This is a genomic window from Arthrobacter sp. Bi83 (assembly GCF_918698095.1).
Lineage (GTDB): Bacteria > Actinomycetota > Actinomycetes > Actinomycetales > Micrococcaceae > Arthrobacter.
Genome location: NZ_CAKKLY010000006.1, coordinates 25,455 through 47,092 on the forward strand (window position 1 = coordinate 25,455; position 21,638 = coordinate 47,092).

The window sequence follows — 21,638 nt, forward strand, 5'->3', positions numbered from 1 at the left end:
CGGCGATCACCCTGCGTGTCGCCATCATGTTGCAGAGCAAAGGAGCCAGCAATGACCGTTTACGCACAGCCCGGTACCGAAGGTTCGAAGGTCACCTTCAAGGACCGCTACGAAAACTGGATCGGCGGCGAGTGGATTGCCCCGGTCAAGGGCCAGTACTTCGATAACATCACCCCGGTCACCGGTAAGGCATTCTGCGAAGTTGCCCGCGGCACCGCCGAGGACATCGAACTGGCACTGGACGCCGCACACAAGATCGCGCCGTCGTGGGGCAAGACGTCCGTCGCCGAACGCGCGGCGGTCCTGAACAAGATTGCCGACCGGATCGACGAGAACCTCGAAATGCTGGCCGTCGCCGAATCGTGGGACAACGGCAAGCCCATCCGCGAAACCCTGAACGCGGATATTCCCCTCGCCGCCGACCACTTCCGCTACTTCGCCTCCGCCGTCCGGGCCCAGGAAGGCCGGCTGTCCCAGCTCGACGAGGACACCACGGCCTACCATTACCACGAGCCCCTTGGCGTGGTGGGCCAGATCATCCCCTGGAACTTCCCCATCCTGATGGCCGTCTGGAAGCTGGCGCCTGCCCTCGCAGCGGGCAACGCCGTGGTGCTCAAGCCCGCCGAGCAGACGCCGTCCTCCATCCTGGTCCTGATGGAACTCATCGGCGACCTCCTGCCGGCCGGCGTGCTCAACGTGGTCAACGGATTCGGCGTGGAGGCGGGCAAGCCGCTGGCCTCCAGCCCGCGGATCCGCAAGATCGCGTTCACCGGCGAGACCACCACGGGCCGTCTGATCAGCCAGTACGCCAGCCAGAACCTGATCCCGGTCACGCTTGAACTCGGCGGCAAGAGCCCCAACATCTTCTTCAACGACGTCGCCGAGTCCAACGACGCCTTCTACGACAAGGCACAGGAAGGCTTCACGCTCTTCGCCTTCAACCAGGGTGAAGTGTGCACCTGCCCGTCCCGTGCCCTCGTCCAGGAGGATATTTACGATTCGTTCATGGCCGACGCCGTGGCCCGCGTGGAGAAGATCATCCAGGGCAACCCGCTGGACACCGAAACCCAGGTCGGCGCCCAGGCCTCCAACGACCAGCTGGAAAAGATCCTCTCCTACATCGACATCGGAAAGCAGGAGGGCGCCAAGGTGCTCACCGGTGGCGCACGCGCCCAGCTCGACGGTGACCTGGCCGGCGGCTTCTACGTCCAGCCCACCGTCTTCGAAGGCCACAACAAGATGCGGATCTTCCAAGAGGAAATCTTCGGCCCCGTCGTTTCCGTGACGCGTTTCAGCGACTACAACGACGCCATGGGCATCGCCAACGACACCCTCTACGGGCTCGGCGCCGGCGTCTGGTCCCGCAACGGCAACGTCGCCTACCGCGCCGGCCGCGAGATCCAGGCCGGCCGCGTGTGGGTCAACAACTACCACGCCTACCCGGCCGGCGCCGCGTTCGGCGGCTACAAGTCCTCCGGCATCGGACGTGAAAACCACGCCATGATGCTGGACCACTACCAGCAGACCAAGAACCTCCTGGTCAGCTACAACGAGAACAAGCTCGGCTTCTTCTAAGCCGCACCGACCCGGGCGGGGACGGCCCAATCCGTCCCCGCCCGCCCCACCTGGCCACCCCTCAGGAAGGCAGCACCACCGTCACCGCACTCAGTTCAACAAATGCTCTAACGACGCAAGGATCGCCAATGACGACGACAATGCAAGCAGCCGTAGTAACCGAATTCGGCAAGGACCTCCAGATCCTGACCGTTCCCGTTCCGACGCCCGGCCCCGGTGAGGCGCTGGTCAAGGTTTTGACCACCGGAGTCTGCCACACCGACCTGCACGCCGCGGAGGGGGACTGGCCTGTCAAGCCCTCTCCGCCGTTCATCCCCGGCCACGAGGGAGTGGGCGAAGTGGTGGCTCTCGGAGAGGGAGTCACCGACCTCGCCATCGGAGACCTCGTAGGCAACGCCTGGCTGTGGTCCGCCTGCGGCGACTGCCAGTACTGCCGCACCGGCTGGGAAACCCTCTGTGAAGCACAGAAGAATGCCGGCTACAGCGTGGACGGCTCGTTCGGGCAGTACATGCTGGTGGACACGCGCTTTGCCGCCCGCATTCCGGCGGGTTCGGATCCGGTGGAGGTTGCGCCCGTCCTGTGCGCCGGCGTCACGGTCTACAAGGGCCTGAAGATGACTGAGACGAGGCCGGGCCAGTGGGTCACCATTTCCGGCATCGGCGGGCTGGGGCATATTGCGGTCCAGTACGCCGTGGCCATGGGCCTGCGCGTAGCGGCCGTGGACATCGCCGACGACAAGCTGGCCCTCGCCAAGGCACACGGTGCCGAGCTCACGGTCAATGCCCTGCACGAGGACCCGGTAGAGGTCATCCAAAGGGAAACGGGCGGCTGCCACGGCGTCCTGGTCACGGCCGTCCACCCGTCCGCTTTCGGCCAGGCCATCGGCATGGCACGCCGCGGCGGCACCATCGTCTTCAACGGGCTTCCGCCCGGCGACTTCCCGGCGCCGATCTTCGAAATCGTGCTGAAGGGCCTCACCGTCCGCGGCTCCATCGTGGGCACCCGCCAGGATTTGGAGGAGGCTCTGGACTTCTACGCGCAGGGCAAGATCCATCCCACCGTGTCCGCCCGGGAGCTCTCTGAGGTCAACGCGGTCTTGGACGAGATGAAGCACGCGAAAATCGACGGCCGCGTCGTGTTGAGGTTCTGATGAGCGGAATCGGTGATGACTGAAGCCAGTCTTGACGCCGCGGTGACGCTGCCCGGGGAGGACTTCTCCCGGGTAGCGCTCACCGCCGAGTCCGTGCACCTCCTCAGGAAACTCTGGGCCCAGCACGGGCCGCTCATGTTCCACCAGTCCGGCGGCTGCTGTGACGGCTCCTCGCCGATGTGTTTCCCGGCCGGGGAGTTCCTGACCGGGGACTCCGACGTCCTGCTGGGGCGCTTTGAAATTCCCGACGGCGGTCCCGGCGCCGATGCTGAAATGGGCACCATGCCGCTGGACTTCTGGATGTCCAGGGAGCAGTTCAACTACTGGAGCCACACCCATTTGACTGTGGATGTGGTGCCGGGCCGGGGGAGCGGTTTCTCGGTCGAGGCACCGGAGGGCAAACGGTTCCTGATCCGTTCCACCCTCATGGACTGGCCGGTCTGAGCCATCTCAGACCGGATGTAATACGCCTTGGCAAATGACGCACAGGTGGGGCTGCGAACTAGCGGCCCCACCTGTGCGTTGCCGGTTAATTGACTGGTTGAAAACCCCCAATTTGGGTGGCTCAGCAGGTGAAACAGCGGCAGAGAGGTTGCTGCCACAAGGTTTTCACGGGCACACCATCGCACGATGGCACGGTTACATCCCTCCTAGCGGCAGGTGTGCCATGAAAATCTCAGCCTGGAAGTCAGACGGGGGCGCGGATCAAAGTCGATCCGCGTCACCCACCGATCCACCAACAAACCGGCGTCAACGACGCAAAAAGCACGGCAAGCAGGCCATCTCCTTTCGGACGGTGGCAGCAGTAACCACACTCATGATGCCAATCGCCATGGGGTTGCCAGTTGTGGCAGCCAACGCGGTGCAGGCGCCGGTGGGGGAAGGTTTTACCGTATCCCCTTCCGATCTCTCCTACATCCTGAAGCAGATCAAGATCGCTGAAGCCCATGTGGCCAACACGACCTCAGCCACCGGCCCCTGTGGTGCGCTGATCGGGACTGGCCCCAACCAGATCCCGAGCCCCCTGGTTTCTCAGGGACTGCGGACGGTCGACGGGTCATGCAACAACCTTCAGGCGGGCCAGGAGACGTTCGGTGCGGCTGACCAGAAGTTCCCGCGCCTGACCACGCCGGTGTTCAAGAGTGCCGAGAACTCGCCTCCCGCGTTCGGCCCTTCCCAGCCGACCTCGTACGCGCAGAAGAAGGGCAACGTTTTCGACTCCGAGCCCCGCGTGATCAGCAACCTGATCGTGGACCAGACCTCGACCAACCCTGCCGCTGTCGCAGCGGCCGGTAACCCGGTCAGGACGCAGGGCAACACCGGCGTCGTCCCCTGCACCACGGACCCAGATCCCCTGGCGACTCCGCCTGTCGCCGGCGTTCCCGTAGACTGCGTGCCGTCGCACAGCACGCTGTTCATCCCGAACGTGACCACCGACGTCGGCCTCTCCCCGCCCTACAACTCGATGTTCACGCTGTTCGGCCAGTTCTTCGACCACGGCGTTGACCAGACCGTCAAGAGCGGCGGAACCGTCTTCGTTCCGCTGAAGGATGACGACCCGCTGATCGCAGGCCCGGACCACGTCTTCGGGAACGCGGACGACCTCAGCCCGAACCTGCGCTTCATGGTGCTGACCCGGGCCCAGAACCAGCCCGGTCCGGACGGCGTCTTGGGTGACAACCCCGCGACTCCTGCCGATGAAAGCGCTGACGATATCCAGGATGCGAACAACACGGACTCGCCCTGGGTGGACCAGAGCCAGACCTACACCTCGCACTCCTCGCACCAGGTGTTCCTGCGGGAGTACGTTGATAACACCGCCGGGAGCCCGGTCGCCACGGGCAAGCTGCTCGGTGGACCTGCCGGCCCCACAGCTGGCGGCATGGCCACCTGGACCACCACCAAGGCCCAGGCCTCGGCGCGTCTGGGTATCCAGTTGCTGGACAAGGACGTCCTGAATGTCCCGATGGTCGCCGCGGACCCGTACGGCAAGTTCATTCCCGGCCCCGCCCGCGGTCTGCCGCAGTTCGTGACCGCGACCGGACTCGTGGAGGCCAACCGCGCCGACAACGGCGGCCTGGGCACCCTGGTGCCGGCGAACGTCAAGTACTTTGACACCCCGTTCCTGACGGACATCGCGCACAACGCGGACCCGAGTCCCCAGGACACCGACAACAACCCGGCCACGCCGCGGGTGACGCCGGCGCCTGATGCTGACAACACGGCATCTGCCGACTTCGCCAGCCAGCCGGCGGGTACCTACGACGACGAGATGCTGAACGCGCACTTCATCGCCGGTGACGGCCGGGTCAACGAGAACATTGGCCTGACCACCATTCACCAGATCTTCCACTCCGAGCACGATCGGCTCGTCGGCGACATCGAGAACGTCCTGACGACCGATACTTCCCCCAGCGGCGTCGCGGCTTTGGCCGAGTGGAAGCTGACTGCCGGTGCCGCCGGCTGGAACGGTGAGCGGCTCTTCCAGGCCGCACGGTTCATCACGGAAATGGAGTACCAGCACCTGGTCTTTGAGGAGTTCGCCCGCAAGGTTCAGCCTGCGATCAACCCCTTTGAGCCGTTTGCGTTCACCCAGACGGAGCTCAACCCCGCGATCAAGGCGGAATTCGCCCACGCTGTGTACCGCTTCGGCCACTCCATGCTGACCGAAACGATCTCACGCAGGAACGAGGACGGCGCCGGCTTCAATGGAGTCTTCGGAGATGCTGATGACACCAGGGGTAGCCAGAACGACATCTCGCTGCTCAATGGCTTCCTCAACCCGCCGGAGTACACCAACGGCGGTCCTGCCGGGCCGCTGACCTCGGAAGAGGCTGCAGGAAGCGTCATCGCAGGGATGTCGGACCAGGCCGGTAACGAACTGGATGAGTTCGTGACCGACACGCTCCGCAACAACCTGCTGGGCCTGCCCCTGGACCTTCCGACGATCAACATGACGCGGGCCCGTTCTGAAGGAATTCCGCGGTTGAACGTCCTCCGCCGGGAGCTCTTCAATTCAACCAATGACGGCCAGCTGAAGCCCTACACCAACTGGGTCGACTTCGGCGAGAACCTCAAGCACCCGGAGTCGCTCGTCAACTTCGTCGCTGCCTACGGTCTGCACCCGTCCATCACCGGCGCAACGACGCTGGCGGCCAAGCGGGAGGCCGCACGGCTGATCGTCAGCCCCGCACCCGCGGATGTCCCTCCGGCTGACGCCGCGGCGTTCATGAACAGCACGGACGCGTGGGCCAACACCGGCACGAGTTCGATTACTGGCCTCGACAACGTGGACCTCTGGGTCGGCGGCCTCGCGGAGCGGACAAACCTGTTTGGCGGTCTGCTGGGCAGCACGTTCAACTACGTCTTCGAGAACCAGCTGACCAACCTGCAGAACGGCGACCGTCTGTACTACCTGGCGCGCACCCCGGGCATGAACCTGAGGGCGCAACTGGAAGGCAACTCGTTCGCCGAGATGATGATGCGCAACACCAACGTGCACAGCCTGAAGGCCGACGCGTTTGCCACGGCGGACTGCAAGTTCGAACTGAAGAAGTTGGACGGCACGCCTGCGGGCTTTACGGCCTCCGGCAACACCGTAGCGGATGACCCGGACTCAGACTGCAGTGAGACGGATCTGCTGATCCGTATGTCCGACGGCACCATCAAGTACCGTGCGAGGAACACGGTCGACCCCTCCGGAATCAACGGCCAGAGCGTCTACAACGGCACCGCCGGAGTCGACCGCATCTATGGCGGCAACGACAACGACACTTTCTGGGGCGGTACCGGCAACGACGTCATCGAGGGTGGCGACGGAGCTGACATCGCGCTCGGCGGCGAAGGTGACGACATCATCACGGACCTCGCAGGTGACGACGTCCCGAAGGGCGGACCCGGCAATGACGCGATCGACGCCGGACCGGGCCTGGACATCATCATGGGTGGAGATGGCAAGGACTTCACGAACGGCGGAGCCAACGCCAACGAGACCTTCGCTGGAGCCGGTGACGACTTCGTGATGCTTGGTGAGAGCCTTGACGCCGCATTCGGCGACAGCGGCGATGACTGGGAAGAGGGCGGCGACCAGCCGGACCTGATGCAGGGAGACAGCGGCAACCTGTTCTTCCTGGATGATTCCCAGAAGCCCGGACACGACATCCTCGTCGGCCAGGGCGGCGACGACGACTACGACATGGAGGGCGGCGACGACATCGGCGTCGGCGGTCCGGGCATCGAGAAGGTCGCCGGAGCCTCCGGTTACGACTGGGAGATCGGTCAGGGCGACCCACAGGCACAGGATCTTGACCTGGCCCTGCCGATCCCTCCGCTGGACATCCTGACGGTCGGTGTCCGCGACAAGTTCAACGAGGTTGAAGCGCTCTCGGGCGGCAAACTCGACGACAAGCTTCGCGGTGACGATTTGGTTCCGAGCGCCGTTGGCGGCGCCGGGTTCATTGGATGTGACGTGCTGGATCAGGCCGGTGTGGACCGGATCGCCGGACTTGGCGACCTGGTGTCGACCTTCCCGACTCTGACATCCGACGTTGTGGCCGCTTCGGCCTCCAAGGACTGCCCGCTCCTCACCGGTGCGAACGTCTGGGGCGAAGGCAACATCCTCCTCGGCGGCAGCGGCAGCGACCTTCTCGAGGGACGCGGCGCCAATGACATTCTCGACGGCGACCGGTACGTCGGTGTCCGTCTCAGCGTCCGCACCAACGCGGCCGATCCGGCAAGCGAAATCGGCAGCGCCAGCATTGAAGGGTTGGGGCAGAGCGCCATGGCCAGCCGGTACCTGAAGGACGCCAGCGGCAACCTGACGGGACCGACGCTCCAGGAAAGTGTCTTCGCGGGAACCGTGAACCCCGGCAACATCGTGGCGGTCCGCGAGGTCCTCACGGGCTCCGGCGGCACCGACTCGGCGGTGTTCACCGGCGCGCAGGCCGACTACACCGTCACCACCACCGGTGGAACCGGCGTCCTTGGCTCTCCGGGGTCAACGACCACGGTGACCGACAACGTGGGCACTGACGGTACCGACACCGTGCGGAACGTCGAACGGCTGGTGTTCGCTGACACTGTCGCACCATCCGTTCCCGTCATCGGCGCGGCTGCTGCTACCGGCAGTGGCCAGGCCACGGTCAACTTCACGCCGGCAGCAGGCGGCCTTGCCACCAGCTTCGACGTGCGGGTGGTCAACGCAGCCGGAACCCAGGTTGGTGCGCTTCAGACGGCTGACGCCGGTGCCACCAGCCTGGTGGTGACGGGTCTGACCAACGGAACCGCTGTTAGGTTCCAGGTTCGGGCAGTGAACGCACTCGGCGCCAGCGCATTCTCGGCACTGTCCAACGCGGTCACGCCGTCGGCTCCCGTCCTTGCCAGCGCTCCGGCGATTGGCACGGCGACTGCGGGCAATGCCCAGGTTACGGTGAGGTGGACCGCCCCCGCGGCAGTTCCCAGTGCCGCAGTCACGCAGTTCCGAATCCGCGTCTTCGTGGGAACGAGTGCCACTCCGACCCGCGAGGTCACGGTAGGGAACGTCACGAGCAGCGCGGTGGCGGCCCTGATCAACGGCACGGGATACACCTTCGACGTCTCGGCAATCAACGCAGCAGGCACGGGCGCACCATCGGCCCGTACTCCGCTGATCACGCCGCGGACCGAGTTTGTGCTCCCGACGATCACCGCCAGGACGCCGGCCCTCGGCGCCAAGTCCGTCAGCCAGACGGCAAACGTGACGGCCACGTTCAGTGAATCGGTCACGAACGTCGGCTCCGGAACGGTTGTTCTCCGGCTCAACGGCAGTGCAACGCCGATCCCGGCCAGTGTGACCTACAACAACGCTACGAGGACCGTGACGGTCAACCCCACCGCGACCCTCCTCGCCGACCGTACGTACAACATGGCGTTCTCCTCCATCCGGGACACGGCAGGCAACACCATGGCCACACCGCCGTCATGGCAGTTCACCACCGGGCCCGCCCCGACGGTGGCTTCGGTGACACCGGCGATCGGTGCAACGAACGTGGGCCGCACGGCCAACGTCACGGTACGTTACAGCGAGCCTGTTACGAACGTCAGCACGTCAACGGTGGTCCTGAGGCGCGGCAGCCTCACGGGACCGGTCGTGACCGCAACGGTGACGTACAACGCGGCAACGAGGACGGCGACGCTCAACCCGTCGGCGACCCTCGTGGCCAACACCACATACACGATGGCCACCTCCTCGGTCCTTGACCTCGCCGGCAACCCGCTGGCGTTCCGGTCCTGGACCTTCAGGACAGGCTCCGTGTAATGTAATTGGCCGGCTGGCGGTTCCCACAAGGGGCCGCCAGCTGTCCTCCCGGACACCACGCCCGGCCCTCCACCACACCGCGCAGCCGCAGCGCGGAGGAGGGCCGGGCGTGGTTTCGCGTGCGCGGCGTCTCATTATTTGGGACAAATATGGCCGTCCATTGGATGGACACTATTATTGATAGGTCTGTTTCCTACCCCCAATCAGGATTGTGGATTTCCTATGAATCTTTTCCGGACCAAGTCCATCGAGCAGTCAATGGCCGACGCCGATGAACCCGGACGCAAGCTCAAGCGCTCCCTCAGCACCTGGGACTTGATGATCATGGGCGTCGCCGTTGCGGTTGGCGCCGGCATCTTCTCGGTGGGCGCCAAGGCCGCGGCGAACTTCGCCGGACCGGCTGTTACGCTCTCCTTTGCCGTGGCCGCCGTCACGTGCGCCTTGGCGATCATGTGCTACGCCGAGTTCGCCACCGCCATCCCCGTGGCCGGCTCTGCGTATGTCTTCACCTACGCAACCATGGGCGAGGTGCTGGCCTGGATCATCGGCTGGAACCTCATCCTGGAGCTGTTCACCGCCGCCGCGGTGATTGCGAAGTACTGGGGCATCTACCTCAGCAAGGTCTTCGCCCTCATGGGCGTGGAAATACCGCCCGCCATCTCCCTCGGAGGAGTTGACCTCTACTGGGGAGCGTTCCTCATCGTGGCGATCTTCACCGTGCTGCTCGTCCTCGGGACGAAGCTATCCGCCCGCGTGGGCAACATCTTCACGCTGATCAAGATCGGCGTCGTGATATTCGTGATCGTCGTGGGCTTCAGCTACGTCAAGTTCTCCAACTACACGCCGTTCGTTCCCGCCTCGGAGCCCACCACGGGCACCGGAGCAGCTGACGTCATGAAGCAGTCCTTCTTCGGTTTCCTCACCGGTGCCGCACCCGCCCAGTACGGAACGCTGGGCATCTTCGCCGGGGCCGCCCTGGTCTTTTTCGCGTTCATCGGCTTTGACGTGGTGGCCACGTCCGCGGAAGAGGTCAAGAACCCGCAGAAGACCCTGCCGCGCGGCATCTTCGGCGGCCTGGCACTGGTCACGCTGCTGTACATCCTGGTGTCCCTGGCCCTGACCGGAATGGTCTCGTACAAGGAGCTCGCAGCGGTCAAGAACCCGACGCTCACCACGGCCTTCGAAGCCGTGGGGAACACCGACGCCGCCAAGGTCATCGCCTTCGGCTCACTGGTGGGCCTGACCACGGTGATCATGGTGCTGCTGATGGGCCTCTCCCGCGTTGTGCTGGCCATGAGCCGCGACGGACTGCTGCCGCGGTCCTTGTCCAAGACCAGCGAGAAGCGTTCGACGCCGGCCCGGCTGCAGATCATCTGTGGTGCAGCGGTGGCACTGGTAGCCGGACTCACCAACGTGGATCTGCTGGAGGAAATGATCAACATCGGTACCCTCTCCGCCTTTGTGATGGTCAGCCTTGGCATCCTTGTGCTGCGCAAAAAGCGGCCGGACCTCAAGCCTGCCTTCCGGGTTCCGTTCGGCAAAGTGCTGCCCGTTGTGTCCGCGGTGCTCTGCCTGTACCTCATGACGAACCTGGCCGTGGAGACCTGGATCTTCTTCGCCATCTGGCTCGTGATCGGCCTGGGCATCTACTTCGCGTACGGCCAGCGGCACTCGCGCCTTAACGAGAAGTTCGCCGAGGCCAAGGCAGCCGTGAACCCGGCGGCCGTGGACCTGGACGACGAAGACACCTACACGCGCGTCTAACGCGACCCAGTAGAGCGCGAAAGGTCACCCGGGGTCTTCTTGATCCCGGGTGGCCTTTCCGATTCCCGGGCTGCCATTATGGGGCCGCATACTGGCCGACCCAGTCGACGAGCGGGCGGAGCTGTTCCCATCGGCTGGCCACCTCCCGTTTGGCGCCCGCAGTGGCGAGCCACCCGGCGTCTCGGAACGTGACTCCCGCTGACAGCGACTTGTGCTTGAGCAGCTCGGCCCGAGGGTGGTCCTTGTCGAAGCCCCGGGGCACGGTCTTGAGCTTCTCGCCTTCCACCACGAACCCGGCAGCGGCGATCCTGTCCACGATTTTCTGCAAGGCCGCGCCGCTGGCCTGGGCATCCACGGCGCTGCGGAACCGGGCAAGCTGCGCCGGCGTGTGTGAGTGGTAGCCGCCGCCGATCAGCAGCCCGTCCGCGCTGACCTGGATGTAGTAACCCACGCCTTCCTGCCGTGCGGCGAAGGCTCCCTGGGCGGTCTTGTACGGCGACTTGTCCTGCGAGAACCGGATGTCCCGGTTGGGCCGGAAGATCTTGCCCGGGCCGAACTTATCCTCCAGTTCGGCGAGCAGCAGCGCGAGCGGCTGCTTCACCTCCGAGTCATAGGTGTCCTTGTTTTCAAGCCACCATTCACGGTTGTTGTTGTTCTCCAGCTCCGCATAGAACCGGAAGGCGGCATCCGGGATGCCTTCGAACGTGTCCATACAAGGATCGTAGGGAGGCATCGTCAATACAGCCAGAGAAGGCATCGGCTATGTGGAAAAGGCCCACCCCGCCACGGAAATCCGTGACGGGGTGGGCGTGCCCGGTAAGGGCGGTAAAGCTGGGGTCAGAACTTCGCGGCCGCTTCGGCGTCCGACTCGGTCTGGGCTGCACCCAGGTTGGCGCGCAGCTTGGCGCCAAGCTCGGCGTCCACGTTGGTCCAGTACTGGATGGCGCGCTCCTTGATGCCCGGGCTCTTCACGCCGCCCACAGCACCGGTGATGGTTTCCAGCAGACGGGCCTTCTCGCCGTCGTTGTACACCTCGCGGTACAGAGTGCCGGCCTGGCCGAAGTCGCCGTCCTCAGCGTGCAGGGAGTGCGCGGCGAGCGTCAGCGCGCCGTCGTTCTCCCAGCCGCCGGCCGGGTTCTGCGGTTCCACGGCTGCCGGGCCGCCGAGGGAGTTCGGGGCGTAGACCGGAACGGAAGGGGCGTTGAAGTGGTAGCGCCCGGCACCGTCCTGGCTGTAGTTGTTGACCTGGTTCTTGGGCAGGTTCACCGGGATCTGGGCGTGGTTGGTGCCCACGCGGTAGCGGTGCGCGTCCGCGTAGGAGAAGATGCGCGCCTGCAGCATCTTGTCCGGCGAAGCGGCGATGCCCGGCACGAAGTTCGACGGCGCGAAGGTGGCCTGCTCGATCTGCGCGAAGTAGTTCTCCGGGTTCCGGTTCAGCTCCATGGTGCCCACCTTGATCAGCGGGTAGTCAGCGTGCGGCCACACCTTGGTGAGGTCGAACGGGTTGAAGCGGTAGGTCTTGGCATCCTCGTACGGCATGACCTGGACGTGGAGGTCCCAGGACGGGAAGTTGCCGGCGGCAATGTTTTCCTGCAGGTCGCGGATGTAGAAGTCCGCGTCCGAGCCGGCGAGAGCCTCGGCGTCGTCGCCCGTCATGGACTTCACGCCCTGGTTGGACTTGAAGTGGTACTTGACCCAGAAGCGCTCGCCCTCGGCGTTGATCCACTGGTAGGTGTGCGAGCCGTAGCCCTGCATTTCGCGCCAGGAGGCGGGCAGGCCGCGGTCACCCATGAGCCAGGTGACCTGGTGGGCGGACTCGGGGGACAGGGTCCAGAAGTCCCACTGCATGTCGGCGTCGCGCAGGTGGGTGCCGGGGAGGCGCTTCTGGGAGTGGATGAAGTCGGGGAACTTGATGCCGTCGCGGATGAAGAACACCGGGGTGTTGTTGCCCACGAGGTCGTAGTTGCCCTCGGAGGTGTAGAACTTGACCGCGAAGCCGCGGGGGTCGCGCCAGGTGTCGGGAGAGCCGTTTTCACCGGCGACCGAGGAGAACCGGATCAGCATTTCGGTCTCCGCACCTGGCTGCAGGAAAGCGGCCTTGGTGTACTTGGAGATGTCCTCGGTGGTCTTGAAGCTGCCGAATGCGCCGCCGCCCTTGGCATGCACAACGCGCTCCGGGACGCGCTCGCGGTTGAACTGTGCGAGCTTTTCGACCAGGTAGTGGTCGGTCAGGATGATAGCGCCGTCGGCGCCGGTTGCCTGAGAGTGGGCGTCGGACGTGACGGGAGCACCGGACTGTGTCGTGGACACAGCGGGCGCAGAGATGTTCTGAGTCATCTTTCTCCTATTTCTTTATTACTTGTCAGTTGCGTTCAGAAGGAAGTTTTTGGGCCTGCTGGCAGTCCCCGCAGATGCCCTGGTACATGACGTCGGCGATCTGGATGGTCATGGGATGGGAGTTCTCGTTCCAGTGCGGGGTGAGGCACGGGGCGTGGCCGACCGCGCAGTCAACGTCCTCCACGCGGCCGCAGCTGATGCAGATGGCGTGGTGGTGGTTGTCACCCACGCGCGTCTCGTACAGCGCGGGGGAGTGCGGCGGTTCGAAACGGCGGAGCATGTGCAGGTCGGTGAGGTCCCCGAGGACCACGTAGACGGACTGGGCGGTCAGCTCCGGAAGTTCCTCGCGTGCCGCCGCCAGAATGCTGTCCGCCGGGGAATGCGGGTGGTGTTCGACGGCGGCCAGCACCGCCAGCCGCTGTTTGGTCACCCGGCGGCCGTGGGCGCGCAGGGCCGCGGCCCAGGCTTCGTGGCTTTCCGGTTGCTCCGTCATGTCCCTATTCAACCACTTATTTTGACTAGATCACAATAAGGGGGGACTAACTCCCGTCCGCGGCTAGAGTTGCCGGGTGGGAAAACTTCTGGCTGACATCACTCCGCTGCGCGAAAGTCCGGCCTTCCGGCGGCTGTGGCTGGGTTCGGCCATTTCGAACGTGGGCAGCCAGCTCACCCTTGTGGCCGTCAGCCTGGAGGTTTACCGGCTGACGCAGGACAGCCTCTACGTGGGCCTGCTCAGCATCTTTGCCCTGGTTCCGCTGGTGCTCGGCGGACTGCTGGGCGGATCCATTGCCGATTCGCACGACCGGCGCATCGTGGCGCTGCTTTCCTCCTTGGTGCTGTGGCTCACCACGGGCGGACTCGCTCTGCAGGCCTGGCTGGAGCTGGGAAACGTGTGGCTGCTGTATCTGCTGGTGGCCGTGCAGAGCGGGGCCCAGGCCATCAACCAGCCGGCCCGCAGCGCCATCATTCCGGTGCTGGTGCGCAAGGAGCTCCTTCCGGCGGCGAATGCGCTGAGCATGATCACGTTCGGCCTGGGCATGACGGCGGGGCCGCTGCTGGCCGGCCTGCTGGTGGCGTCCGTAGGGTTTGGCTGGACCTATAGTCTGGACTTCGTGAGCTTCGCTTTCGCTTTCTGGGCATTGTTTAAGCTGCCGCCCATGCCGCCCGGCAAGGAGGCCGGCCGGGCGGGGCTGCGGTCCGTGGCGGAAGGATTCCGGTTCCTGGGCACCCGGCCCAACCTGCGCATGACATTCATCATCGACCTCGTTGCCATGATTCTTGCCCAGCCGAGGGCGCTGCTGCCCGCGGTGGGGGCCCTCATGATCGGCGGCGGCGAAACCACGGTGGGCATCCTCCTTGCGTCCACGGCCGTCGGCGCCTTTCTGGCGGGGCTGTTTTCCGGACCGCTGGGCCACATCCGGAGGCAGGGCAGGGCCGTGGTCTGGTCGGTCATGGGCTGGGGTGCCTCCATCGGAGGTTTCGGCCTGGTGGTGGTTCTCGCCGGCCGCTCCGGCTCCGGCGGCGTGACGCTGTGGCTGGTGCCCGCCGTGCTGTGCTGCGCCCTCGCGGGCATTGCGGACTCCGTGAGTGCGGTTTTCCGCACCACCATCCTGCAGTCGGCCACCCCGGACCACCTGCGCGGACGTCTCCAGGGGGTCTTCATTGTGGTGGTTGCGGGAGGGCCCCGGCTGGGCGACATGCTTGCCGGCGGCGGGACTAAAATTCTAAGTGAGGGCTGGGTCCTGCTGATCGGCGGAGTCCTGTGCATCGTGGTGGCCTGGGCGGCGGCGCGCTGTCAGTCCGGCTTCCTGACGTACGACGCCCGGAATCCCGTTCCGTAGCGGCCTTGCCGCAAGCAAGACCTCTGTGGGCAAGACCTGGAGTCCGGCCCCGACTCACGAGCAGTGGAGGCAACAGTGCACAATCACCACAACGGACTGAAGACGGCAGCGCTTTTCGGAGTGCTGTGGGCGGTTCTGCTGGCGCTTGGCGCACTGATCGGGTCCAGTATGCGCAGTGCCGCGCCCCTTTTGATCATGGCGCTGATCGGCGTCGCAACCACCGCCTACGGTTACTGGAACAGCGACAAAATCGCGCTCCGTTCAATGCAGGCCTACCCCGTGACCGAAGCGCAGGCCCCGGAGCTCTACCAAATGGTCCGGGACCTCTCCATGCGCGCCAGCCAGCCCATGCCGCGCATCTTCGTCTCGCCCACCATGGCGCCGAACGCATTCGCAACGGGGCGGAATCCCAGGAATGCGGCCGTCTGCGTGACCGAAGGCATCGTGCAGCTGCTGAGCCCCCGCGAGCTCCGCGGCGTCCTGGGCCATGAGCTGATGCACGTCTACAACCGTGACATCCTGACCTCGTCCGTGGCTGCCGCCGTGGCCGGTGTCATCACCTCGGTGGGGCAGATGCTGCTGTTCTTCGGCGGCGGCGACCGCCGCAACTCGAACCCGCTGGCCCTCATTGCCATGGCGCTGCTCGCGCCGCTCGCGGCGTCGCTGATCCAGGTGGCCATCTCCCGCACCAGGGAGTACGACGCCGATGAGGACGGCTCGCAGCTCACCGGAGACCCGCTCGCGCTGGCCTCAGCCCTGCGGAAGATCCATCAGGGGGTTCAGGCAGCGCCGCTGCCGCAGGACCAGCGTCTGGTCAACACCTCGCACCTGATGATCGCCAATCCGTTCCGCGGCGGGGCGATGACCAAGCTGTTCGCTACCCACCCGCCCATGCAGGACCGCATCGCCAGGCTGGAGCGGATGGCGGGCCGGCCGCTCAACTGACCTCCCGCCGTCGTACTTCAACGGGGCGGGATGCAGGTACTGGATGCAGGCTTACCCGAACGAACGCGCGTAGCACACGGACAGCGGCTCGCCGGCGTACGGCCCGAAGTTGTCGATCGGCCGGTAGCCCTCGCGCTCGTAGAACCCGATGGCGTCCGGCTGGGCTGTCCCGGTCTCGAGCTTGAGCTCGCGCAGCCCCAGGCGGGCCGCCTCGGATTCAAGGCTGCGCAGCACCGCGGCAGCCACTCCGCTCCCGCGGTGGCCCGGCAGCACGAACATCCGCTTGATCTCCGCCGAGGCCGCGTCCAGCTGCCGCAGCGCGCCGCAGGCCACGGCCGCGCCCTGCCCGTCGCGGGCGACAAGGAAGACGGTGATGTCCTCGGCGGTGGGTGCCGAGCCGGGTTCATGGTCGTCGCATCCGTACCGGGCGTCCAGTTCGGCCCGCTGCATGGCGCGGAGCCGCGTGCCATCCGCTGCGTCCCATGGCTCAGCTGCCACGCTGAAGTCCACGCCGGTGTTTGCGCCCTGGGTGGTTGTCATGCCGTAAAAAGCCCTTCGCCGAAGAATCCGCCGGGCCGCACTCCGGGAGGAACAGCGAACAGGCCCGAGCCGGTGTGCTGCAGGTATTCTACGGACAGGGTGTCCTGCCGTGCCATGGCCAGCTGCATCGGCACGTAGTGCGTGCGCGGATCCTTCACGAACGCGATGAAGAACAGGCCAGCATCCAGGTGGCCCAGGCCGTCGGAGCCGTCCGTGAAGTTGTAGCCGCGCCGCAGCATGCGCACGCCGTTGTTGTGTGACGGGTGCGCCACCCGGACGTGCGAGTCCCTGGCGATCAGCGTTTCCTGGTCCGGGCCCTTCGCGTCGAAGTCCGGGGCAGTGAACTCGGTGCCGCCGGAGAGCGGCGCACCTTCGGCCTTGGTCCTGCCGATCAGGCTCTCCTGCTCGCGAAGGGAGGTGCGGTCCCAGATCTCTATGTGCATGCGGATTCGGCGGGCCACAAGGTAGCTGCCGCCTTCCATCCAGGCTTCGGTGGCTTTGCCGCCGCCGGGGACCCAGACGTGTGCGTCGAGGAGCCCGGCGTCCTCGGCTTTCACATTGCTGGTGCCGTCCTTGAAGCCGAAGAGGTTGCGCGGTGTCTGCTGGGACCGGGACGTAGAGGATGTGCGGCCGAAGCCGAGCTGGGACCAGCGCACGCGGGTCTTGCCGAATCCGATCCTGGCCAGGTTGCGGATGGCGTGGACCGCCACTTGGGGATCATCGGAGCAGGCCTGGACCACGAGGTCGCCGCCGGTCCGCTGCTCCTGCAGGCCGTCCCCGGGAAAATGGGGGAGATCAATCAGGGCCTCGGGGCGGCGCCCCGCCAGCCCGAACCTGCCGGTTCCGTCCTTTTCGAAGAGCGTGGGGCCGAATCCGAAGGTGAGGGTCAGCCGGGCCGCATTCAGGCCCAGGGCTTCGCCGGTATCCTCGGGCGGGGCGTCCGCCGGCCCGCCCACGGCGCCGGTGGATCCGGTTTCCCGCCCTGCCGTCAAGGCAGCGGCAGCCTCCGTCCAGTCCTTCAGCAGCTGGATGAGCTCCGCCCGGTCCTCGGTGATGACATCGAAAGCCGCCATGTGCAGCCGGTCCTGGGCCGGCGTCGTGATTCCCGACTGGCGGTCACCGTAAAAGGCGACGGTGTCATTCGCCGGGCCCGCAGCCTCGGCGACGGCGTCGTGCCCCAGGAATCCTGCGGCCAGTCCGGCGGCAGCGCCCACACCGCCGGCCCCGGCGAGGGACAGCAGTCCGCGACGACTTACCTGGCTCACTGCACCACTGCCGACGTGAGCCGGGAAAGCGGTTCGCCCAGCGCATCGACCAAGGCCGCCAGTTTCTGGACCTGCACGGGCGTGAGCTCGCCGTAGTAGGCAAAGCCGTCACCCTTGGCGTGTTTCTTGAGCTCCGTCTGGAGTGCCGCGAACTTGGAGTCGAGTTCAGTCGCCAGCCCGGCGTTGTTCTGCTGGAGCGCGGGGCGAAGGATCTCGAAGGCGGTCCGTGCGCCGTCCACGTTGGCCTGGAAGTCCCAGAGGTCCGTGTGGGACCAGGTCTCTTCTTCGCCGGTGACCTTGCCGGTGGCCACCTCGTCGAGAAGTTCCTTTGCGCCGTTGCCCAGTTTGTCTGCGGTGAGGGTCACCGTTCGGGTGCGCCGGCGGAGGTCTTCCGTGTCCGCCACGAGCTGCTTGGCCAGCACTGCGCGCTCGGACGTCGTCATCGGCTGGTAGCCGGCAGGGGCGAAGAGGTCCTTCTCCGCCCGGTGCCACCCGGTCCACTGTTCGCCCGGCGCCAGGTCCGCCTGCCGGAGATCCAGCTTGGGGTCCAGATCGCCGAAGGCCTCGGCCACCGGCTCAATCCGTTCCCAGTGCATGCGGGTGGGGGCGTACAGGCTGCGGGCAGTGGCGGCATTGCCGTCCGCGAAGGCGGCGGCGAACGCTTTGGTGCCGGCCACGAGCTGGTCAACCTGATCCTCGACGTAGGCGGAGTACTTGGCGGCGGCGGTGTCATTGAGTTTCTGCAGGGTGGCATCCCCGGAGACATTCCCGGCAGGACTGCCGGCGGGTGAAGCGGGGGCTCCTGCGCCTACTCCCGCGCCGGCGCAGGATGTGAGGACCAGGGGAAGGAGGACTGCGCCGGCAACCAGTCCGAGTGCGGAGGTGATGCTGCGGGCGGCCGGGCCTCGCGGAGCGCGGGATTGCCGGTCAAAGTAGGGCGCGTTCATGGTGTCCTCGGGGTCTCGGTGCGGGGGCGTGGGTACCGGCCTCGTGGTCAACTGACCCTAAGTAAGGCTGGCCTAAGCAGGAGACTACCCGCGGCTGAGAATTAAGCGAAATTTCCGTGCCCTAATTACGGGGGGGCTCGTAAGGCTGAACGTCCGTGGGCTCAGATATACGCATGAGGCCGGGTGTCCGCGCCAGATGTGACGCGGGCGCCCGCCCCGGCGGTCCAGCCGAAAGGGCCGGAGGTGATGCTTGCTAGCTGCGGAAGTTCACGAACTGGAGATCGGCCTCGTCAAAGTCCTTCAGCAGGGCCATGGTGGCCTGAAGGTCATCGCGGGACTTGGACGTCACGCGGAGTTCGTCGCCCTGGATCTGGGACTTGACGGACTTGGGCGCCTCGTCGCGGATCAGCTTGTTGATCTTCTTGGCGAGATCCTGGGCGATACCCTCCTTGATGGAAGCCTCCAGCCGGAATTCCTTGCCCGAAGCGTACGGCTCACCCGTGTCCAGGGACTTGAGCGAGATCCCGCGGCGGATCAGCTTGGACTGCAGCACGTCCAGAACGGCAAGGACGCGCTCTTCAGAGTTCGCCTTCATGAGGATCTTGTCATCGCTGAAGTCAACCTCGGCCCCGACGCCCTTGAAGTCGTATCGCTGCACCAGCTCCTTCTGCGCCTGGTTCAGGGCGTTCGCCACTTCCTGCTTGTCTACTTTGCTTACGACGTCGAATGTGGACTCGCCTGCCATGACTCTCCTCTTGATGGTGGTTGCTTTCGCCCGGCCGGCGCCGGTTGTGCCCGCGCATGGACTGCCCATTGCAAAGTTGTGCCGGCCCGGCCTGGCGTGGATATCTGCAGTCCAGCGTAGTACGGATGGGCCGGTTGTGAAGGTGAAACCCCTTTCACAGTTCTCTCATAGCGAAGGCACTGGTGGAACGAAGGTTGGCTGCGCAGAGTTGTAGGAGTTGGAAGCCGCCCCGGAAGGAATGCAATGACCCACCAGGCAGTCCGCTATGTCAGCCGATCCACCGCAGCCGCCGCCGGGGTGATCGCGACTGCAGCCACCTCGGTCACCGCCGCGGCCGTGGCCGCGTCGATCATCCTTAGCCCCGCCGCGGACGCATCATCGAGACTGGACGGCGTGCACGCGGACCTCCAGCGGGCAGTGCAGCTCCATCAGATCACCGAGGAGCAAGCTGTCCGGTTTGAAGCGAAACTCGCCGGGCGCATTCTCGGAGAAGCCTGAATTTCCGGGCTTTTTGGGCCGTTTCCGGCTCGATTCGATTCTTCGGCAGAAGTTCTGTAAAGTTGTCTTGCCCGCGGTTACTGGAAGCAATAACCCGGGTAACTTCTTTGAAGTTCGGCAGATTACCCGAGCGGCCAAAGGGGGCTGACTGTAAATCAGCTGGCAACGCCTACGGGGGTTCGAATCCCTCATCTGCCACCCACGGGAAAACCCCGTCTGACCTGCGAAACGCAGGCCGGGCGGGGTTTTTCGTCCCTGGAGGGCCCCTACAGCCTGGTGACCCAATGAGGCACCACCCGGGTCCAGCCTGTGCCGCGGCAACCCGTTCATGCTGCCGCTCAAATGCCGCCTCCGCACCCCTTCTCAAATAGACCAAATAGGGCCATGCTTTTGCTAACCCTGTCCGGACTTGGCAACGGTCTCAGGTAGAGGAGGCTGAATGCATCTTCTGGTCGTTCCTCGGTGAGTCGTCCCGAGAGACACTAATCCGCGCCCCGTCCACGGAGACTTTGCACGTATCCGTACTGGGTGCGGTTTCGCCAGCGCTGCCCTCCAGATGAGCCCAATGCGGCGGGCCGGGCGCAGCTGCTGGAATCCAGTAATTCCAACAGCGAAAGGCTACAGAGATGTTCAAGCCAAAAAGACGACCGGCAGCGTTGGGTTCCGCTTTCACGCTGCTCATAGCGATGTCCACAGTGGCGTCGTGTGGCGCGCCCAATGCCGCGCCAGCCCCGGCTGCGACTTCGGGGTCGTCGCAGTCGGCCTCTGCTTCGGCGACCCCGTCAGTAACAACCGAAACGACTTCGCCGGCAGCGTCGCCGACGGGCAGCGCGGACGCCACAGAGCTGTGCGGGCCCGGCTCTGCCATCAACTTTGACCTCAGCGCGTTCCAGGCGTCGCCGAAGATCGACAACAAGTGGTTCCCGCTGAAGCCGGGCGCGCAGTACACGACGACGGGCACCGTGAAGACCGAGGAGGGCACCGCGGAGCGGAAGGTTGTCCACGAAGTGACCGGCCTGACCAAGACGATAGACGGCGTGAAGACCCAGGTGATGTGGGACCGGGACTATGCTGACGGCGTGCTGGTCGAATCCGAACTGGCCTTCTTTGCCCAAACGGAGTCGGGGACAGTCTGGCTGTTTGGGGAGTACCCGGAAGAGTACGAGAACGGCAAGTTCACGGGCGCCCCCAGCACGTTCATTCACAGCATCTCCGAAGCCCAGGCCGGCGTCGCCATGCCGGGCGAGCCCAAGACCGGCACTCCGGAATATGTTCAGGCCCATGCACCGGCAGTGGACTTCCTGGACTGCGGCAACGTCTTCAAGGAGAACGATCGGGTGTGCGTGCCCACTGGCTGCTACGACGACGTGCTGGTCATCGATGAACACAACCCGCTGGAACCGGCTGTTGGGCACCAGCGGAAATACTATTCAGCGGGCACCGGACTGGTGAAAGTGACGGCAGTGGGCGGCGCAGACCAGGAGACCCTCGAACTGGTCAAGATCGAGCAGCTGACAGACGCCCAGCTGAAAGAAGTCAACCAGGGGGCAATGAAACTCGACGCGCACGCATACCAGGTCAACAAGACCGACTACGCCAAGACGCCCCGCGCCGAAGAGGCGGCTGCGGGCACCGGCGGCTACTGAGGAGTTGAACGACCAGGACGACATGGGTTTCCGGACCCATCGACCGGTCCCCATCGCGGCGAACGGCCGCCCTAAAGGGACCGGTCATT

General features: G+C 65.3%; 16 protein-coding genes and 1 tRNA gene. 10 read left to right on the forward strand and 7 right to left on the reverse strand.

Annotated elements, in window-relative coordinates:
• Positions 1 to 51: 51 nt before the first annotated feature.
• The 5 genes from LQ144_RS04975 to LQ144_RS04995 all read left to right on the forward strand — a co-directional run bounded on the left by LQ144_RS04975 (position 52) and on the right by LQ144_RS04995 (position 10,785).
• Positions 52 to 1,575 (forward strand): aldehyde dehydrogenase family protein, encoded by a 1,524-nt coding sequence (locus LQ144_RS04975; RefSeq protein ID WP_230117461.1) that lies wholly within the window; start codon positions 52 to 54, stop codon positions 1,573 to 1,575.
• A gap of 128 nt (positions 1,576 to 1,703) precedes the next feature.
• On the forward strand, positions 1,704 to 2,726 hold the full coding sequence (adhP, locus tag LQ144_RS04980; RefSeq protein WP_230117462.1) for an alcohol dehydrogenase AdhP: 1,023 nt from the start codon (positions 1,704 to 1,706) through the stop codon (positions 2,724 to 2,726).
• Between the two features lie 15 nt (positions 2,727 to 2,741).
• Positions 2,742 to 3,170 carry a DUF779 domain-containing protein gene (locus LQ144_RS04985; RefSeq protein WP_230117463.1) on the forward strand — a complete coding sequence of 143 codons (429 nt, stop codon included), beginning with the start codon at positions 2,742 to 2,744 and terminating at the stop codon, positions 3,168 to 3,170.
• A gap of 352 nt (positions 3,171 to 3,522) precedes the next feature.
• Positions 3,523 to 9,021 (forward strand): peroxidase family protein, encoded by a 5,499-nt coding sequence (locus tag LQ144_RS04990; protein WP_230117464.1) that lies wholly within the window; start codon positions 3,523 to 3,525, stop codon positions 9,019 to 9,021.
• 222 nt (positions 9,022 to 9,243) lie between these two features.
• The gene (locus tag LQ144_RS04995; protein WP_230117465.1) at positions 9,244 to 10,785 is read left to right on the forward strand and encodes an amino acid permease; all 1,542 of its coding nucleotides are present in this window, start codon (positions 9,244 to 9,246) and stop codon (positions 10,783 to 10,785) included.
• 76 nt (positions 10,786 to 10,861) lie between these two features.
• On the opposite strand, the gene LQ144_RS05000 is transcribed toward LQ144_RS04995, so the two are convergent.
• The 3 genes from LQ144_RS05000 to LQ144_RS05010 all read right to left on the reverse strand — a co-directional run bounded on the left by LQ144_RS05000 (position 10,862) and on the right by LQ144_RS05010 (position 13,615).
• On the reverse strand, positions 10,862 to 11,497 hold the full coding sequence (locus LQ144_RS05000; RefSeq protein ID WP_230117466.1) for a DUF2461 domain-containing protein: 636 nt from the start codon (positions 11,495 to 11,497) through the stop codon (positions 10,862 to 10,864).
• A gap of 125 nt (positions 11,498 to 11,622) precedes the next feature.
• On the reverse strand, positions 11,623 to 13,122 hold the full coding sequence (locus LQ144_RS05005; RefSeq protein WP_230117467.1) for a catalase: 1,500 nt from the start codon (positions 13,120 to 13,122) through the stop codon (positions 11,623 to 11,625).
• A 25-nt stretch (positions 13,123 to 13,147) separates the two neighbouring features.
• Positions 13,148 to 13,615: a Fur family transcriptional regulator gene (locus LQ144_RS05010; RefSeq protein ID WP_230117468.1), complete on the reverse strand. Its 468-nt coding sequence runs from the start codon at positions 13,613 to 13,615 to the stop codon at positions 13,148 to 13,150.
• A gap of 76 nt (positions 13,616 to 13,691) precedes the next feature.
• On the opposite strand from LQ144_RS05010, the gene LQ144_RS05015 reads away from it, so the two are divergent.
• Positions 13,692 to 14,963: an MFS transporter gene (locus LQ144_RS05015; RefSeq protein WP_230117469.1), complete on the forward strand. Its 1,272-nt coding sequence runs from the start codon at positions 13,692 to 13,694 to the stop codon at positions 14,961 to 14,963.
• 75 nt (positions 14,964 to 15,038) lie between these two features.
• Positions 15,039 to 15,908: a zinc metalloprotease HtpX gene (gene htpX, locus LQ144_RS05020; RefSeq protein ID WP_230117470.1), complete on the forward strand. Its 870-nt coding sequence runs from the start codon at positions 15,039 to 15,041 to the stop codon at positions 15,906 to 15,908.
• Between the two features lie 51 nt (positions 15,909 to 15,959).
• Here the strand turns inward: htpX and LQ144_RS05025 are convergent, their stop codons facing one another.
• The 4 genes from LQ144_RS05025 to LQ144_RS05040 all read right to left on the reverse strand — a co-directional run bounded on the left by LQ144_RS05025 (position 15,960) and on the right by LQ144_RS05040 (position 19,405).
• Positions 15,960 to 16,448 (reverse strand): GNAT family N-acetyltransferase, encoded by a 489-nt coding sequence (locus LQ144_RS05025; RefSeq protein ID WP_230117471.1) that lies wholly within the window; start codon positions 16,446 to 16,448, stop codon positions 15,960 to 15,962.
• Complete coding sequence (gene efeB / locus LQ144_RS05030; protein ID WP_230117472.1) at positions 16,445 to 17,713, reverse strand: iron uptake transporter deferrochelatase/peroxidase subunit; 1,269 nt, start codon at positions 17,711 to 17,713, stop codon at positions 16,445 to 16,447. The genes LQ144_RS05025 and efeB overlap by 4 nt, the downstream gene beginning before the upstream one ends.
• Positions 17,710 to 18,660 carry an iron uptake system protein EfeO gene (gene efeO / locus LQ144_RS05035; RefSeq protein ID WP_230117473.1) on the reverse strand — a complete coding sequence of 317 codons (951 nt, stop codon included), beginning with the start codon at positions 18,658 to 18,660 and terminating at the stop codon, positions 17,710 to 17,712. Before efeO ends, efeB begins: the two co-directional genes overlap by 4 nt.
• A 253-nt stretch (positions 18,661 to 18,913) precedes the next feature.
• Positions 18,914 to 19,405 carry a YajQ family cyclic di-GMP-binding protein gene (locus LQ144_RS05040; protein ID WP_230117474.1) on the reverse strand — a complete coding sequence of 164 codons (492 nt, stop codon included), beginning with the start codon at positions 19,403 to 19,405 and terminating at the stop codon, positions 18,914 to 18,916.
• 243 nt (positions 19,406 to 19,648) lie between these two features.
• On the opposite strand from LQ144_RS05040, the gene LQ144_RS05045 reads away from it, so the two are divergent.
• From LQ144_RS05045 to LQ144_RS05055, 3 genes are all read left to right on the forward strand, one after another.
• Positions 19,649 to 19,903 carry a hypothetical protein gene (locus LQ144_RS05045; protein WP_230117475.1) on the forward strand — a complete coding sequence of 85 codons (255 nt, stop codon included), beginning with the start codon at positions 19,649 to 19,651 and terminating at the stop codon, positions 19,901 to 19,903.
• Positions 19,904 to 20,019: 116 nt separating this feature from the next.
• Positions 20,020 to 20,101: transfer RNA gene (locus LQ144_RS05050), tRNA-Tyr, on the forward strand.
• A 428-nt stretch (positions 20,102 to 20,529) separates the two neighbouring features.
• Positions 20,530 to 21,549, forward strand: coding sequence for a hypothetical protein (locus LQ144_RS05055; protein WP_230117476.1), 1,020 nt, complete (start codon positions 20,530 to 20,532; stop codon positions 21,547 to 21,549).
• Positions 21,550 to 21,638 lie beyond the last annotated feature (89 nt).